Consider the following 16,045-nt stretch of genomic DNA (forward strand, 5'->3'; position numbering starts at 1 on the left):
GCGAACCGAAGGTGAAGCAATCTGAATCAAAAAGTAAAGATTGGAAAACGCGAAGGCGCTAAAGATTTTACAGACTTTACGTTTTTAAGGCGCAAAGATTTTATCTCCGATAAAATTGTACTTCTCTAAAAATGACATGGACATTTCACCAGCATTTTTGTCATTCCGGGCAAAGCAAGGAATCTAAACTTTAAAATTCTCTCGCAGATTAGGCAAATTAAGCAGATTACTGTGAAAAAACTTCACCTTTCTGCAAGTACTATTTATTGAATGAGTTCACCAGCATTTTTGTCATTCCGGGCAAAGCAAGGAATCTAACCTTTAAAATTCTCTCGCAGATTAGGCAAATTAAGCAGATTACTGTGAAAAAACTTCACCTTTCTGCAAGTACTATTTATTGAATGTGTTCACCCGCATTTTTGTCATTCCGGGCAAAGCAAGGAATCTAAACTTTAAAATTCTCTCGCAGATTGAGCAAATTAAGCAGATGATAGTGAAAAATCTGCGAAATCTCCACAATCTGCGAGAAAAAATAAAAACGTTATTTATTGAAAATCTCACATTGAGCAAAGTCAAAATGTTCTTGCGCCTTTACATTTTCCAAAACCAAGAAGAACAAAAAGGTTCTAAAGTTATTCCTGTTTCTGCGGCTGATTATTGGAGGTAAAGAATTTCTGTTTACCGATCAAAAGTTCAAAAAACAGTCTGAAATCCGAAATCAGAGACCATAAAGGATATTTAAACGTAGCCGGTTTATTCTTCTCAATCACGGCATGACTGAACCAGGCAAATCCATAGCCTACAATTGGAATATACCATAGAAATCGTTCTTTTCCGGAACTGATGACATACCATATCACGAAAAATACAAGGAATGTTCCAATAAAATGAAATATGCGGGTGCCAGTTTTACTGTGCTCAGTAAGGTAAAACTGGTAAAACTCTCTGTATGTTTTGATTCTTTCAGCCATGGTGATTTAGTTTATTGATCATATTGAAGTTAAAGCAATAATGCTGCCGATTTTTGAAAGAGCCCTAAAAAAGCAAAAGGCAGAATAGCCCATCAGTCTCTCCATAGGGATTAACCTCTTTGCTATTCTGCCTTTCCGCAATTTTATTAAGTGCTTATTTAGCTGTCTTTCAATTCTTTTCCAAGCTTACTGTTTTTGTATCCATAGCAGAAATAAATGACCATACCGATCAGAAACCACATTCCGAACCAGAACCAGTTTTCATGGCTCATTCCTGTAAGAAGATAAAGACATGAGCTTAATCCGATCAATGGAATTAATGATAAATTCTTAATAAAAGCTACGACACATAGAATCAGATTGATGATAATAAAGAAGAAAATAGATGCTCTGAATTCTCCTTCATTAGGATCTGACCAGTTCATCAGGTTATCAAAAAACTCCGGCTGCCATTTGTAGAAAGCCAGCAAACCACCAATGAAAATAACAGGGAAAATGATTTTACCATTCACATAAGGAAGGTGGAATCTGCCTTTAATTTTCTCTTTGGCAGGAAGAAGAAGAACTCCCGCACACACCAATACAAATGCGAAAATAGTCCCGATACTTGTAAAATCAAGGATGAAAGTTTTATCTGTAAACAAGATAGGAATACCTACCACAATTCCCGTAACAATAGTTGCGTATGAAGGTGTTTTATACTTTGGATGTATTTTTTGAAATCTTGCAGGCATTAGTCCGTCACGGCTCATGGCATACCAGATTCTCGGCTGTCCCATCTGGAAAACCAATAATACGGTAGTAATAGCAACAATCGCAACGAAAGAAACTACAAGTTCCATCCAGGCTACATTAGCATTGGTTTTTTCAAATATAAAGGAAAGCGGATCTCCCACGCCGTCAAATTTCTTGTAATCCACCATTCCGGTCAATACAAGCGTTAATGCGATATAGATCACTGTACATAATACAAGAGATATAATCATTCCTTTTGGTAAGGTCTTCTGCGGATCTTTAGTTTCTTCAGAAAGTACACTTAAAGCATCAAACCCGATATAGGCGAAGAATACTCCTGATACCGCACTCATTACTCCTGCAAACCCATTTGGCATGAAGGATGGAGTTCCCGTTGCAGGACTTACCGGAGCCCAGTTTTCAGTATTGATATAGGAGAAACCAACCAGGATAACCAGTAAAATAACTCCAAGCTTTAGGATAACCAAAGAGTTGTTGAAGTTTTTACTTTCTTTTACTCCTACATAGCAAAGCCATGTAATTAAGCCATTGATCACCAATGCCGGAATATCTACAATAAATTTCAAACTTCCAATCAATGGAGCGGTTTTCCACGCATTTAAAAGTTCTTTGTTTTCTGAACCATATTGAACGGCTTTTCTCGCTTCTGTATAGCTGCAGGTCAGATAATCAGGAATATGCATTCCCAGACGTCCCAGGAAACTGGTGAAATAATCCGACCAGGAAAAGGCAACGTAAATATTCCCAAAAGAATATTCCATGATCAGAGCCCATCCGATTACCCAGGCAATAAGCTCACCGAAACTGGCATAGGCATAGGTGTAAGCAGAACCTGCAGTAGGAATTCTGCTGGCAAATTCAGCGTAGCATAAAGCGGTAAACCCACAGGCAAAACCGCAGATCAAATATAGTAGAATAACGCCGGGGCCCCCTCTGAAAACGGCTTCTCCCAAACTACTGAAACTCCCTGCTCCTATAATAGCCGCAATACCAAAAAATACAATGTCCCATACACCTAGGACTCTTAAAAGTCCCGTTGAAGTATCTGTATCTGAATAGATTTTTCTTCTAAAAAGTTGACTCATTCAATAACTATATTTGATTTGAAAAAAAGCAAATGTAATGATTTTTTATTTTGATGTTAACAGTTGTTAAAAACATTTGGGTAAAAATGCTCAAACAAAAATCTTTAGTCTTTATAAACAGGAATTTCCACATAGCTGTCATTGTACCATTTTATCTCCATGGGCTCACCGGAATCCTTTACTGTTTCATCACTTACATCTTTACCGGAACCATAATTGATCTGCCAGTTAGGATTTTTATTCACTCCAACCAATAACAGGAGTTTGCTTCCTTTTTCAATCTTTTTACTCATAAAATAAGAATTGTTAATCGGAATCTGTTCCATTGTATTGGGTTCAAGAAGCTGTCGTTTTTCATTGTTCTTCGCATAGCTGGCTCTCACAATGTGAGTTGATAGTAAATAGGATTTTCCATCCGGAGAAATCTGGTACAGATAAGTATCCGTATCAAAATCTCTTTTATTGATGGAAACATTGAAGACTCCGGAAAGGTTTCCGCTCATGATGATATACTTGTCAAGAACTTCACTTTCAAAAGCGACAGAATTTGTCATTTTTATGCTGTCTTTTTTACTGACTTTGTAATAAGTGTCTTTCTGGTCTCTGTTTTTAAGATCAACAATTTGTGTTGTGAAATTTTTGGTTTCAGGCTTATTAAATACGGAAGATGTATTTTTTTTGTCCTGAAGGTAGAATTTCAAAGAAGAATTATGCATTTTATCAAGATCGGCTACATGCTTCCATGTATTGGTGTTCATCACCTGAAAATTGATTCTGTCTTTTAAAATTTCTGGTTTTTTACCGCCTTTAAGAATATAGTCAAACCATGAGAAAGCAAGATCATCAATACTTATTCTCGCCAAAGGATCAATAGGGTTTCCATTCACGTAAGTAAATCCGAAACTTTGTGCTCCTCCATGATTATAAGGGCCTATGACCAGATAATGATCTGCATTTTTATTGTACAGATGATGCTGTTTAAAATAATACAGCGCACCAATCTGATCATCGTCATAATATCCGGTTGTTGTCAGAACAGGAATATTGATTTTAGAAAAATCCTTTTTGTAAGGAACCATTTTCTGCCAGTATTCATCATATCCCGGGTGATCCAGCCATCGTTGAAATATTTTACTTGGCTTTCCGCTTATTTTATCTAACGACCTGAATGATTCCCCGCTTTTATACCATTTTGTAAAAATAGAATCCCATTTTACAGCATTGGTAAAATCTGCTTCATCGGTAAACTTATTATTGGTAACATACTGGATCCACTGCAGCATATAGCTCATAAAGATATTGTTCTGTGCCGGATAATCAATCCCGATGCCTACTGCAACCTGAGGAACAATCGTCTTCAATGCCGGATGCAATTTTTTTACGGCTGCCCACTGGCTGAAACCTAAATAACTTCCTCCGATCATTCCTACTTTCCCATTGCACCAGGGCTGTTTGCTGACCCAGTCTATCACTTCATAAATATCTTGCGATTCATGCTCAAAAGGATTGTTCACATCATTGCTGTTTCTCTTGCCTCTGGTATTCACAACAACCCCTACGTAATTGTATGTAGCGGCTCTCTTTCCAAAGAAACCATCAATGGGACCTGCATAGATATTATTGGTTAAAATAACAGGAAGTGGGGATGTGTTTTCCTTTCTGCGAACAATTGTGATTGATAAGGTATTTCCATTGATCTTAAGATCTTTCGTTTCAATAATGAATCTTTCCTTGTCTTTCGAAGCAAGCTGCTGCATGACCTGAGGTTTGATGCTGGAGTAGGTTTTATAGTTCAGATAACTTTTACATAAAGCCAGCGCTGTTTTGTAATCGATGCTGTCCTTATTTTTTTGTTTATCAAGCAGGTTCTTCAATAGTTTTCTGGATGCGTCCACATCTCCATTAAGAGCGAGTTCCAGTCTTGGAATCAGTTTTTCCGGAAGGCTTTCGTATTTTTGATTAAATACTTTCTGAAGAGAGGCTGAAAAAGAGGTATTAGTTTCTTTTTGTGCCAGTTTAGCCAGACTGTACAGTTCAAATCCTATATTTCTGTACCCTCCCATATTATGGTCTGCAAAGAGATTACGGTTTTCGAAAAGGGAGGCCAATGAATTTTTATAATCCTGAGCCACCAGCTGCACGCGGAAAAGATTATCCATAAGATCAACCGTATTTTCAGGTTTATACTTTGCAGACTCAAGGAGAGGAATCACTTGCTGTGCAAGTCCCGGCATCTGCTTTTCCAGTATAACGGAGTCATTTACAGCTGTCTTTGGAAAATAAAATTTTTGTGCCTGCAGGAGGTTTACAAAAATTAATGCTAAAAGTATCTTAAATTTCATGGATTGGTGTGTTTATGGTATGTTTTTAGCTGCTGTTGAAAAAGTATCAAATTAAAATGTGTTTTTGATAACTGTTTATTAAAACTGTTTACATTTTATCAGACGAAAGTAGTAAATTTTATCATTGTACAGTGAGAAAATTTTCATTGTTATTAAATTGTTATTTTCGACCATTAAATCTGTTAAAACTTGCTTAAACAATAAGTTTTTAATATTTTCGTTAACTTATTTAGACTAATTTTCTTATATCAAGAAGAATGAAATCAAAAAAAATACTTTTAGCGGCTGCTGTAATTTATTTCGGAATCACCGATGCTCAACAGTCTCAATATTTTACCCAGAAAGAAAATTACAGGTTCAATCTAGCCGAAAATCTTTATCAGACCAAAATATACAACGCTTCCCAATACGAATATGCAAGACAATACTTCTATAATCAGAATTTGTCGCGTTCGAAAAAAGAAGCTGCGCAGTTTTTTGATAATGTAATCGGTGTGATTCTTCAGAAAAATCATGCTGAAGAAGGGTTAACGGCTTTCATCAAAGAATATCCTAATTCTGCTTATTTTGCGCAGGCTAATCTTCCGCTGGCAGATTACTATTTGGCAAAAAAGGATTTCGACAAAGCGCTGGAGACTTTGAAAAAAGTAAACCAGTATCAGCTTTCGAAAGAGGAAAATACCCAGTATATTCTGAAACTGGGGTACGCAAAGTTTATGACGGGTGATTCCAAAGGAGCTACTGATGCCCTGGAAGAAGCTTATAAAACTGCAGATCAGTCTCAAAAAGGAGATATCGCGTATATGCTGGGGCATTTATATTACAGCAACAGACAGAATGATAAAGCTTTCCAGTATTTTGATTCGATAAAAGATCAGGATAAATTCTCCAAACTGGTACGTCCTTATTATGTACAGATGTATTACAACGATAAGAACTATGATCAGGCTATTACCGAAGGAAATGCTTTGCTAAATGAAAATATTTCAGATTCTTATAAAGCAGAAGTTCATAAGATCATCGGGGAGAGTTATTTCATGAAGAATGATTATACTTCTGCCTACCCGCATTTAAAAGATTATCTGAGTGTACAGCAGAATCCATCTGAAAACGATTTGTATGAGATGGGATTTGTAGCCGCACAGCTTAAAAAATATGATGAAGCGGTTTCTTATTACAACCAGCTTCTGAACAGCAATTCTGCTTTGGCACAAAATGCTTACTACCAGTTAGGAAATGCTTATCTGGCTGTAGATAAAAAACAGGAGGCTCTTTCTGCATTCCGTTCTTCTTATCAGATGGATTATGATGCAAAAGTGAAAAAGCTGGCTCATGAGCAGTACGCTAAATTAAGTTACGATATCGGTAACCCGTTTGAAAGTCCTTCGGCGGTCATCCAAAGTTATATCAACGAAAATCAGAACGGAGCCAATGCCACAGAAATGAGGTCATTATTGGTGAAATCTTATCTGTATTCCGGAAACTATAAAGAAACGCTGAATGCGATTGACAGATTGCAGAGTTCAACCCCTGAGATCAACAAAGTAGATCAGGAAGTTTCTTATTTACTAGGGACTGAAGAATTCAACAAAGGAAATTATGATGAAGCGGAGAAATATTTCTTAAGAAGTCTTGGTTTTAATATCAATAAAGAATTCAACAGCAGAGCTTTGTACTGGCTGGCACAGGTATATTACCAGAAAGGAAATTATCCTTCTGCCATTGTACGTTACGAAAAGCTTCTTACTGAAAACTTCCCTGAAAAACAGCAGTTGCCTTATGATTTAGGATATGCTTATTTTAAATCCAAGAAATTTGATCAGGCAGCAACGTACTTCAAACAATATCTTATCAATCCGAAACCGGAGTTTAAAAATGATGCAGAACTTCGTCTTGCAGATATCCATTATGCCAACAATGATCTGAACGAAGCGATTGCCATCTATGATAAAAACGAAGATGCTACGGATTATACTTTGTACCAAAAAGCGATGGCTTTAGGATTCAAGGGAGATACACAGGCGAAGATTAACAACCTTAAAAACCTTTTATCAAAATATCCGGATTCCGAATATTATGATGATGCTCAATACGAAATTGGAACGGCTTACGCAGCTCAGGATGATTTTGCGAACTCCAACGATTATTTCGGAAAAGTAATTAAAGGATCTTCTGATAAGGATTTAATTGCGAATGCTTCTATCTACAGGGCGCAGAATTATATCGACCAGAATCAGAATGATAAAGCACTTTCTGAATTGAAATATCTCGGTGAGCAGTATAAAAATACGGCTTATGCTCAGAAAGTAGTTCAGGCTGCAAAACCAATCTTTACGAAAAACGGAGACGTTTCAGGTTATGAAACTTTCGCTAGAAATATTGGGGTAAATGTAGATGCTGCTGAAATTGATGAGATCAACTTATCTACAGGGAAGCAGTTATTCGCGAAGAAAGATTATAAGAACGCCATTTCTTACTACGAAAAGTATCTGACACAGAATCCGACAGGGGAAGGATTGTACCAGGCTAAGTACGAATTAGGAGAAAGTTATTACCAGACTAATAATTCAACCAAAGCTTTACTTGTACTTCAGGAAGTGGCTGGAATTCAGAATGATTACCAGGATGATGCACAAACTCGTTTAGCTCAGATCTTCCTTGCACAGGGGAATACTGCGGAAGCTAAAAAGTACCTTGAGGGCATTAAAAACTCTTCCAACATCAGCATTAAAAACTATGCAAATGTGGAGCTGATGAAACTGTATGCAGAAGAAAACAATTTCTCTGAAGCGGAAAAATTAGCCAATGCAGTCATTGCCAATTCTAAAAACTCAGCAGCGGTTATTGAAACGGCGAAAGTGATTAAAGCAAGAAGTCTGATGAACTCAGGAAAAGATAAAGAGGCACAGGCGGCTTATGTTTCTCTTGAAAAATCATCCAATACTTCGGTTGCTGCAGAGGCTTTATATGCTAAAGCGTATTATCAGAACAAAGGAAAAGCTTTCAAGTCTTCCAATGAAACGATCTTTAAACTTGCCAACAACTATGCTTCGGAAGAATTCTGGGGTGCAAAAGCCCTGGTATTGATGGCGAAAAACTATATCGGTCTGAAAGACAACTATCAGGCAAGTTATACCTGTGATCAGATCATTGCGAACTACAAAGATTTCCCTGAGATCGTAGCGGAAGCCAAAGAAGTTAAAAAGCAGATTAAGAAGTAGGAAATGAAGGTGTTTAAGATGGCCATATATTCTTTTTTAATTTCTGCTTCTCTCTGGAGCTGCATTCCTTCGTACAGTGCATATCCAAAGGAATATAACCATGCAAAAGCAGATTTCAAAAAGCAAAAAGTTTTTGTGGTGAATAAGGATCTTGAGAAAGAATTTAAAATTTTAAAACACTCCAATATTTATGAAATTGTAGAAGACAGTACCGATGCAGCAAAGATAATACTGCATCCGATGACGACCCGTACTCCTCCCTGCGGAAACCCAATGATTGGAAGTATGCTTACCGTGGGATTATTGCCTTCAGGATTTCCGTATGATATTTCTTACAGCTATGATGTAGCAGAGAACAGTGAAACAAAAAATTATCAATACAAATTACAAGTTTATCAAAGCCTTTGGCTGTTTAATATATTCAGACTGGGAAGAACTTTTTCAAAACAGTCGGGGAAAGCTTTATTAGGCAGTTATATGGCTTCCAATAAATAAAAGCCCGTTATATATTTTTTTCAAATAAAGAAAATATGAACAAGAAAATTCAATTATTATCCATATTATTTTTAGGGTTCTCGTCGGTGGCGTTTTCCCAGATCAAGGAGGAAAAACTGGTTCTTAATAAAAAGAGAGAGCCGGAAGTGAAGAAGATCGAGAAGAAGAAAACTTCTGTGGAAACCATCAAAAACTATCCGCCGGAGGAGAAATCGCAGACTCCTGTGAAGTATACCATCACGGATGTTCCGGCTGTTTCTGACTTCAAAACGTCAACCATTCAGGGAGAAGATGTGGCCCCGAAATTTGATGGAACGGCACAGAATAACTATTTCCAGTTCGGAATGGGTAATTACGGGAAAGTTCTGGTAGACGGAAACATTTCAAAAACCCTTCAAAACAAGCTTGAAGTAGGAGCAGATGTTCATGTTTTGTCTACGAATGGTCTTAAAAAAGATTACGACTGGAAATCCGGGCAGACTTCAGCTAATATCGGAGCTTTCTTAAATTCTTACGGAGAAAAAGGGAAGTTCAACCTTAATGCTGAGTATGGTTTAGACAGCTATAATTATTATGGAATCTATGCCATGCAGCCTACGGGAGAGCTTGATCTGAAACAAAAAGTAAATCAGTTTAAGGTAAACGGTTACTATGATTTTTATTCCAATGAAATCTTAAATGATGTAAGGGTAAAATCATCATTCCTGAAAGATCATTTTGATGCTTCGGAAAACCAGGTTTCCATCCTTGCCAATTTCTCCAAACATGCTGTTGAATTAGGAAAATCAGGAATCAACCTGAACGCTGATCTGGGAGTAGGTATTGATGCGGTGAAGACCGATTTTGCCATCAGAGATAAAAACTCTTCCAATTTCTTCAATACCAGTCTGTCTCCGAAAGTTACATTCAGAAAAGGAGATTCTTATTTGATGTTAGGATCTTCATTCTCTTTCCTGAATGCTAAAAATTCCAATGACCAGCTGGAGCAGCAAAAAAATAATAAAACTTACTGGTTCCCGCAGGCAGAGTTTCAGTTTGCAGCAGCCAATGAATTTAAATTCTACGGAGGGGTAGACGGAGGTTTGAAACTGAACACTTATGGTGATATGTTACAGACCAATCCATTCATCCTTTCTGACCAGTTTTTAAAGCCAACAGAGACGAAATATCATTTTTATGTAGGATTGAGAGGAGATATTGATGAAACGCTGAAATACGACTTCTCTGCAGGTTATGGAAAGATGAGAGACATTATGTTCTTTAAGGCGAATGGTCTTTTCGATAACACGTCTGTAAACCGTTCTGCCTATAATTTTGCCAATACATTCTCTGCCGTTTATGATGATGGAAATGTAAGCGACATTAAAGGGAGTATACAGTATTTCCCATTGGCCAATCTTATTATAGATGGAGAATTAAGGTTTACCAAGTATGATCTTAAGAACTACGATAATATTTATAACGTTCCTTTATTCAATGCGAGCATCGGAGCAAAATATACGATGCTTGACAAGAAGTTATTGTTAGGATTCAAAGGGATCTTTGCAAGTGACAGAACAACAAACTCTTACGCTATTGAAGGTGTAGGGGCTCCGAATGTAATCTTCCAGTCTACGGAGAATACGAATGATAAAGTTGGCGGTTATGCTGATTTAAATCTTTCCGCAGAGTATAAAATTCACAAAAATTTCAGTATTTTCGCACTCGGAAATAATCTTCTGAGCTCAAAGTACCAGACATACAAAGGATATAAAGTCCTGGGTGCACAGATTCTGGGAGGTGTGAAGATTACTTTCTAAAACCTAAAAGGCAATGATGATAAGTAATCAGGTATTACTCATTACTTATCATTCATTACTTATGAATACGGCTGCATAGTTTAATGGATAGAACTTCGGATTTCGGCTCCGACAGTGAGGGTTCGAATCCTTCTGCGGTCACTTAAGGAGACAACTATTTATTAGTTGTCTCTTTTTTTTATTCATAAATATCTCTTTATCAGATTTTTAAAATTTGATGTTTTGTGTTCGATATTTTAAACGTAAAAGATTGAGTCTGTTTGAAATAAGCAGGCTGAAAGTGCCACAATAGGCTTGTAATCTACGATCATTAAGAGTTCGAATTCTCCTTAAGGTTAGAGCTTTTTTTCTCTTTTGACTTATTGTAGGTTTTTGCTATTAAATATAGTAATTCTAATATAACTTTAGCTTCCTTCTCATTTACCTGAACACCATTCTTTGCTAGAATAATAATCGCTTGTTCAATTGAAACATTTCTATCAATGAAGTTCATTTTTCTTATTGTTTTTTCGGTTAAATTTTTTTGATAGTATTTCTGAAAATGCTGACTTAAGTTCTAATGAAAGGTCTCCAGTTTTATAATCAATATCAACAGGAGGAATAAGATTCACAAGATGCTTTTTATCTGAAGTATCAAAGTCGGAAAATTTATGAAAAATATCAAAGAATGTTTTATCTTCTATTTGATTCATCTTATCGATTATTCTTAATTTATGAGTGATGTCACGATCTTCTTTTTCCAGATTTTTTGCGTTGACTTGACTTTCCTTTTTTAATTCATTATAATCATCAATCTTCAAGATTCCTGCTATAAATAATTTTCTGCCTCGTGAAAGAGTTAACTTTTCCTCTTTTATTTTTCTCTCTACTAAATGTTGAGCATATAAATAGCTTGCTTTCTGAGTCTTTATATTCTGATCTTCCAAAATATTCTTAAATAATTCAATTGTGTTATCTGATAGTATTAATTCTTGAAGTTTATTTTGATAACAATCATTAAGTAAAACTGTGCCAATTCTAGTTTTACAGCGATTATAGCAATGGTAATAGGGATATCTATTCTGCTTACCTTTTGAAAAACTCCCGGTAAGTTTTCGACCACAAACAGGACAAGTTAAAAAACCTCGAAGAAAAAACATTTCTTTTAAATCATCTCTTTTAGCTGTCGTTTTTCTTTTTGTATTAATGACAGACTGAACTTGATAAAATAATGACTCAGATATTAATGGTTCGTGTAATCCCGTTATCATCTGTCTTTCATTAGAATTAAGTTTAACGGATATGAGTCCACAATAAATTGGATTGCGCAAAATCCGGAAAAAGTATGATCGTGAACATATCAATCCTTTCTCATTAGCTATTTTACTGATTTCAGATATTTTATGATGATTTTGAGTAACTTGCTTGAAAGCCCATTTTATAATTTCTGCTTCAGGTTCTTTAGGTACAATAGCTTTTTTACCATCAATTAATGTTACGTTGATAAATCCTATGGGAGCTTTATTTGGATATCTACCCATTAACTTAGCTCGACGAATACCATTAGAAGTATTTTGAGCTCTTCGAGTATTTTCTGCCTCTGGAACAGCTAAATATACAGCCAGCATAACTGTGCTTTCCGGTACGGAGAAATCAATAGGCTGATCGATAGCCATTGCAGTTGTTTTGTACTTCCGAAGTTTTCCAATCATTTCGTAAGCATATTCGACATTACGACTAAATCGATCCCATTTTATAAATAATATATTTTTATCTTCTCCTGATGACTTCTTTTTAATTTCAGAGAATAATTCCTTCCACTCTGGTCGATTGAAATTTTTAGCAGAATAGTCTTCACGATAAATTCCTTTGATCTCGATATTGTTGTATTTACAATATTTCAATAATCTGTCCTCCTGCTCAGGCAAGGAGTAACCTTTTCTTTTTTGTTCGTCTGTACTTACACGAACATATAAATACGCTGATTTCATAAATATAAGATTATAAAATGTTAACGTTTTAAGAATGGCTTTTATATTTTAAGAAGAATTAATTTAATAAAGAAAAATCTAGAAATTGACTTGTTCTTATCAGGAGTAATTAAAAGTTTTTTAAAATTCAAACCTAAGTTTAATTTGTAATTCGATTGATATTTCTCCTTCAACAGAATTCTTCATAATAATTAAATTTTGAATTTTGATTAAATTACGGTTTTCCGTAATTTATAGATATTTTATTTGATTATATTTGTATGAATTGCAATTTGTTGGGTGTTTTTCTCCATTCCTTGCCATAAATCTAAAACTACTAAAAAGCCATGATTTATTATACCAAATCTACTAAGATTTCTATTGGATTTATCTTATCGTTCCAGCTATCTATTTCTCAATTATCATAAGAGATATTAATATTATGAGCAGAACAGCAGACTATACAATACAAGGATTTATTTATCAATTCATAATAACGTTCCATAAATTATTACTTTCGTCAGACAATGATGAAATCACCGTTGAGGGAATAATAGAAGACATTGATGTCAGTACCCCTACTGGACAAGAAGCAGTACAATGTAAATACCATGAGAGTAAGCAAAAATTTACACCCTCAAGTATTTACAAACCGGTATTGCAGATGTTTTGTCACTACAAAAATAATCCAACAGCAAATATAAATTATCGACTTCATGCACACTTCCCTAATGAAACTGTAGGTTCAGAAAAAATACTAACGAAAACTGAATTAGACTCTATATTAGATTCGAAAGCAGCAGATTTACAAAAATATATAGCTGAACTTTCTGGTTTTAATGGAGGTGATGAATTTTTGAAACGGTTCAAAGTAGAATTTGGAGCTTCTCTGTCAGATACTGAAAAAGCAGTTATTGTATGTCTTTCAAATGAAGGATTTACAACTGAAGATGCAACTGAAATATTTTATCCTAATGCAATCCATGCTATAGCCGAATTAAGCATTCAGCATGATGAGCAAAAGCGAAAAATTAAGAAAGTAGATTTTTTAAAGGAACTTAAAAATAAAAAGAAAACTGCTATAAGTAGATGGACAAAAGAACTACAAGATTATACTAAGTTTTTAAAGCAACGACGGAGACAAATAGGAGAAGTATTAAACAACAATTCTCGGAAAAGAGTTGTAATTCTAGATGCAAATTATATAAAAGATTTTGAACGTAATATTCCATTACTAGTGCAAGATTATGTAACGAAATACAATAGTAAAATACGATTAAATCAATGTCCTGTTTTTAGTCTTGTCTGTAGTGAAGATATGCTAAACAGTATATGGAAATCTCTCGACCAGAAAAAACTCACCTTAGAAAGAGGACTAGTTGCAGGTACGTTTAATAGCGTTCGTTTCCTTAGAGATCCTCTTAAAGTTATTAAGGATGGAACTATTGAGTTCAAGTTGAAATTATGTAATCATGAAAATGAGTTTGATTCCATAGTAAATGAAGCAGGTTTTGATGATGCAATTATTATATCTGATCAGGACTTTTCTTTTGAAAATACGATAGGTTGTAATATCGAAAAATTAAAAACGCAAGAAATAAACGAAATAAAATATTTATTATCATTAACATCTGGTTTATGAGTACAACTAAAATAGGTAAAGTATTGGAGAGTTCTCCTAACGCAATATTAATCGAAATCAATGACGAAAAGATATTTGAAACACATAAGAAAGATTTCCAAATTGGAAAGTATCTGGAAATTGATGAAGGGAATTTAAATAAAGTAATAGCAGTTATTCAGAATATAAAGTCAAATGCTTCTGATACGGGTTTGAAGTTTTTTATTCAAACACAGCCAATAGGTTATATTGAAAATGAAGAATTCCATAGAGGTAGTGCTGTTATCCCCAGCCCTACAGAGCCTGTTTCTATTGTTGAGGATTCTACCATTAAGCTAATCTATGATTCTAATAAGGACTTTAACTTTCCGTTCGGAAAGCTAGTTCAAAATAAAACTATCGATTTTAAAATTGATGCGAACAAATTTTTCGGGAAGCATATAGCACTTGTTGGTTCAACTGGATCCGGAAAATCGTGCACGGTGGCAAAAATACTTCAGGATGCAGTAGGTATAGATAAAAAAAAGAATCAAAATGCCGCTCAACAAAAAAATGCACATATAATTATATTTGACATTCATTCGGAATACAAGTCTGCTTTTGATCTCCATAGTGACGAAAAATTTAATCTGAATAACCTTGATGCAGAAAGCTTAAAATTACCGTATTGGCTGATGAACTCTGAAGAATTGGAATCATTATTTATCGAAGGAAATGAAAACAACCATCATAATCAAGTTTCACAATTCAAAAGGGCAGTTATTCTTAATAAAGAAAAACACAATCCAACTTTAAAAGACAAAGTAAATTATGATACTCCTGTTTTTTTTGACATTAATGAAGTCTTTAACTATATTCATAATATTAACAATCTAACTGTATATCAGGAGTCTGGAAAAGCTTATTTTGCCACACTTACGGAAAAAATTGAATACAATATTGATAAACTATGGAATTTAATCGAATTTGAGGAGTCTACTGCTAACAGTAAACATGAGAAATTTGGTGTGAAAGTTTCGAAAACTGGTGGATTTAATGGTGAGTTCGACCGATTTATTTCGAGATTAGAAACCAAGCTTAATGACAAAAGATTAGATTTCATTATAAAACCTACAAACTCTAAGAAAGATATTTATAAAACAAAAGACTTTGAAGAAGTAATCAGGCAATTTCTTGGATATCTAGATAAATCTAATGTTACAATAATTGACCTTAGTGGGATTCCATTTGAAGTATTGAGTATTGCGGTCAGTTTAATTTCAAGATTGGTGTTTGATTTTGCGTTTCATTATTCTAAAATTAAGCACGCTAAAGATGAGCAAAATGATATTCCGTTTATGATTGTTTGTGAGGAAGCTCATAATTATATTCCAAAAACTGGAGGAGCAGAATACAAAGCATCAAAAAAATCAATTGAGAGGATTGCCAAAGAAGGAAGAAAGTATGGATTAAGCCTTATGGTTGTCAGTCAAAGACCTTCAGAAGTGTCTGAAACTATTTTTTCACAATGCAATAATTTCATATCCTTGAGGCTCACCAATATAAATGACCAAAGTTATGTCAAAGCTCTAATGCCGGAAAACTCAAATGCTATTGCTGATATTTTACCCAACCTAGGTTCTGGTGAATGTCTTATAGTTGGAGATGCTACCTTAATTCCTTCTGTTGTAAAATTAGATTTACCAGATCCACAACCTAAATCGCAATCTGTGAAATTTAAAGATGAATGGCATAAAGACTGGAAAGACGTGGGCTTTGAAGAAATTATAAAAAAATGGAAAAAAGAGGATTGACCTTATTGTAACA

Annotated in this window: 9 protein-coding genes and 1 tRNA gene; 6 read left to right on the forward strand and 4 right to left on the reverse strand. The window is 34.9% G+C overall.

Annotated elements, in window-relative coordinates; genetic code table 11:
• Positions 1 to 632: 632 nt before the first annotated feature.
• The 3 genes from DDF69_RS12565 to DDF69_RS12575 all read right to left on the reverse strand — a co-directional run bounded on the left by DDF69_RS12565 (position 633) and on the right by DDF69_RS12575 (position 5,154).
• Positions 633 to 971 carry a DUF962 domain-containing protein gene (locus DDF69_RS12565; protein WP_034697086.1) on the reverse strand — a complete coding sequence of 113 codons (339 nt, stop codon included), beginning with the start codon at positions 969 to 971 and terminating at the stop codon, positions 633 to 635.
• 158 nt (positions 972 to 1,129) lie between these two features.
• Entirely contained in the window at positions 1,130 to 2,812 is a 1,683-nt protein-coding gene (locus tag DDF69_RS12570; RefSeq protein WP_114821078.1) for an APC family permease, read from the reverse strand.
• A 104-nt stretch (positions 2,813 to 2,916) separates the two neighbouring features.
• Positions 2,917 to 5,154 (reverse strand): CocE/NonD family hydrolase, encoded by a 2,238-nt coding sequence (locus DDF69_RS12575; protein WP_114821079.1) that lies wholly within the window; start codon positions 5,152 to 5,154, stop codon positions 2,917 to 2,919.
• Between the two features lie 257 nt (positions 5,155 to 5,411).
• Between DDF69_RS12575 and DDF69_RS12580 the strand changes: the two genes are divergently transcribed.
• From DDF69_RS12580 to DDF69_RS12595, 4 genes are all read left to right on the forward strand, one after another.
• On the forward strand, positions 5,412 to 8,375 hold the full coding sequence (locus DDF69_RS12580; protein ID WP_114821080.1) for a tetratricopeptide repeat protein: 2,964 nt from the start codon (positions 5,412 to 5,414) through the stop codon (positions 8,373 to 8,375).
• Positions 8,376 to 8,378: 3 nt separating this feature from the next.
• Complete coding sequence (locus tag DDF69_RS12585; RefSeq protein WP_162800921.1) at positions 8,379 to 8,870, forward strand: hypothetical protein; 492 nt, start codon at positions 8,379 to 8,381, stop codon at positions 8,868 to 8,870.
• A gap of 35 nt (positions 8,871 to 8,905) precedes the next feature.
• Positions 8,906 to 10,669 carry a TonB-dependent receptor gene (locus DDF69_RS12590; protein ID WP_114821082.1) on the forward strand — a complete coding sequence of 588 codons (1,764 nt, stop codon included), beginning with the start codon at positions 8,906 to 8,908 and terminating at the stop codon, positions 10,667 to 10,669.
• A gap of 69 nt (positions 10,670 to 10,738) precedes the next feature.
• Positions 10,739 to 10,810 (forward strand) — tRNA-Arg (locus DDF69_RS12595).
• A gap of 338 nt (positions 10,811 to 11,148) precedes the next feature.
• Here the strand turns inward: DDF69_RS12595 and DDF69_RS12605 are convergent.
• On the reverse strand, positions 11,149 to 12,639 hold the full coding sequence (locus tag DDF69_RS12605; protein ID WP_114821084.1) for a recombinase family protein: 1,491 nt from the start codon (positions 12,637 to 12,639) through the stop codon (positions 11,149 to 11,151).
• Positions 12,640 to 13,060: 421 nt separating this feature from the next.
• On the opposite strand from DDF69_RS12605, the gene DDF69_RS12610 reads away from it, so the two are divergent.
• Positions 13,061 to 14,260: a hypothetical protein gene (locus tag DDF69_RS12610; RefSeq protein WP_114821085.1), complete on the forward strand. Its 1,200-nt coding sequence runs from the start codon at positions 13,061 to 13,063 to the stop codon at positions 14,258 to 14,260.
• Positions 14,257 to 16,032 carry an ATP-binding protein gene (locus DDF69_RS12615; protein ID WP_114821086.1) on the forward strand — a complete coding sequence of 592 codons (1,776 nt, stop codon included), beginning with the start codon at positions 14,257 to 14,259 and terminating at the stop codon, positions 16,030 to 16,032. Before DDF69_RS12610 ends, DDF69_RS12615 begins: the two co-directional genes overlap by 4 nt.
• The last annotated feature ends 13 nt before the right edge of the window (positions 16,033 to 16,045 follow it).

It is taken from the genome of Chryseobacterium sp. KLBC 52, assembly GCF_003347605.1.
Lineage (GTDB): Bacteria > Bacteroidota > Bacteroidia > Flavobacteriales > Weeksellaceae > Chryseobacterium.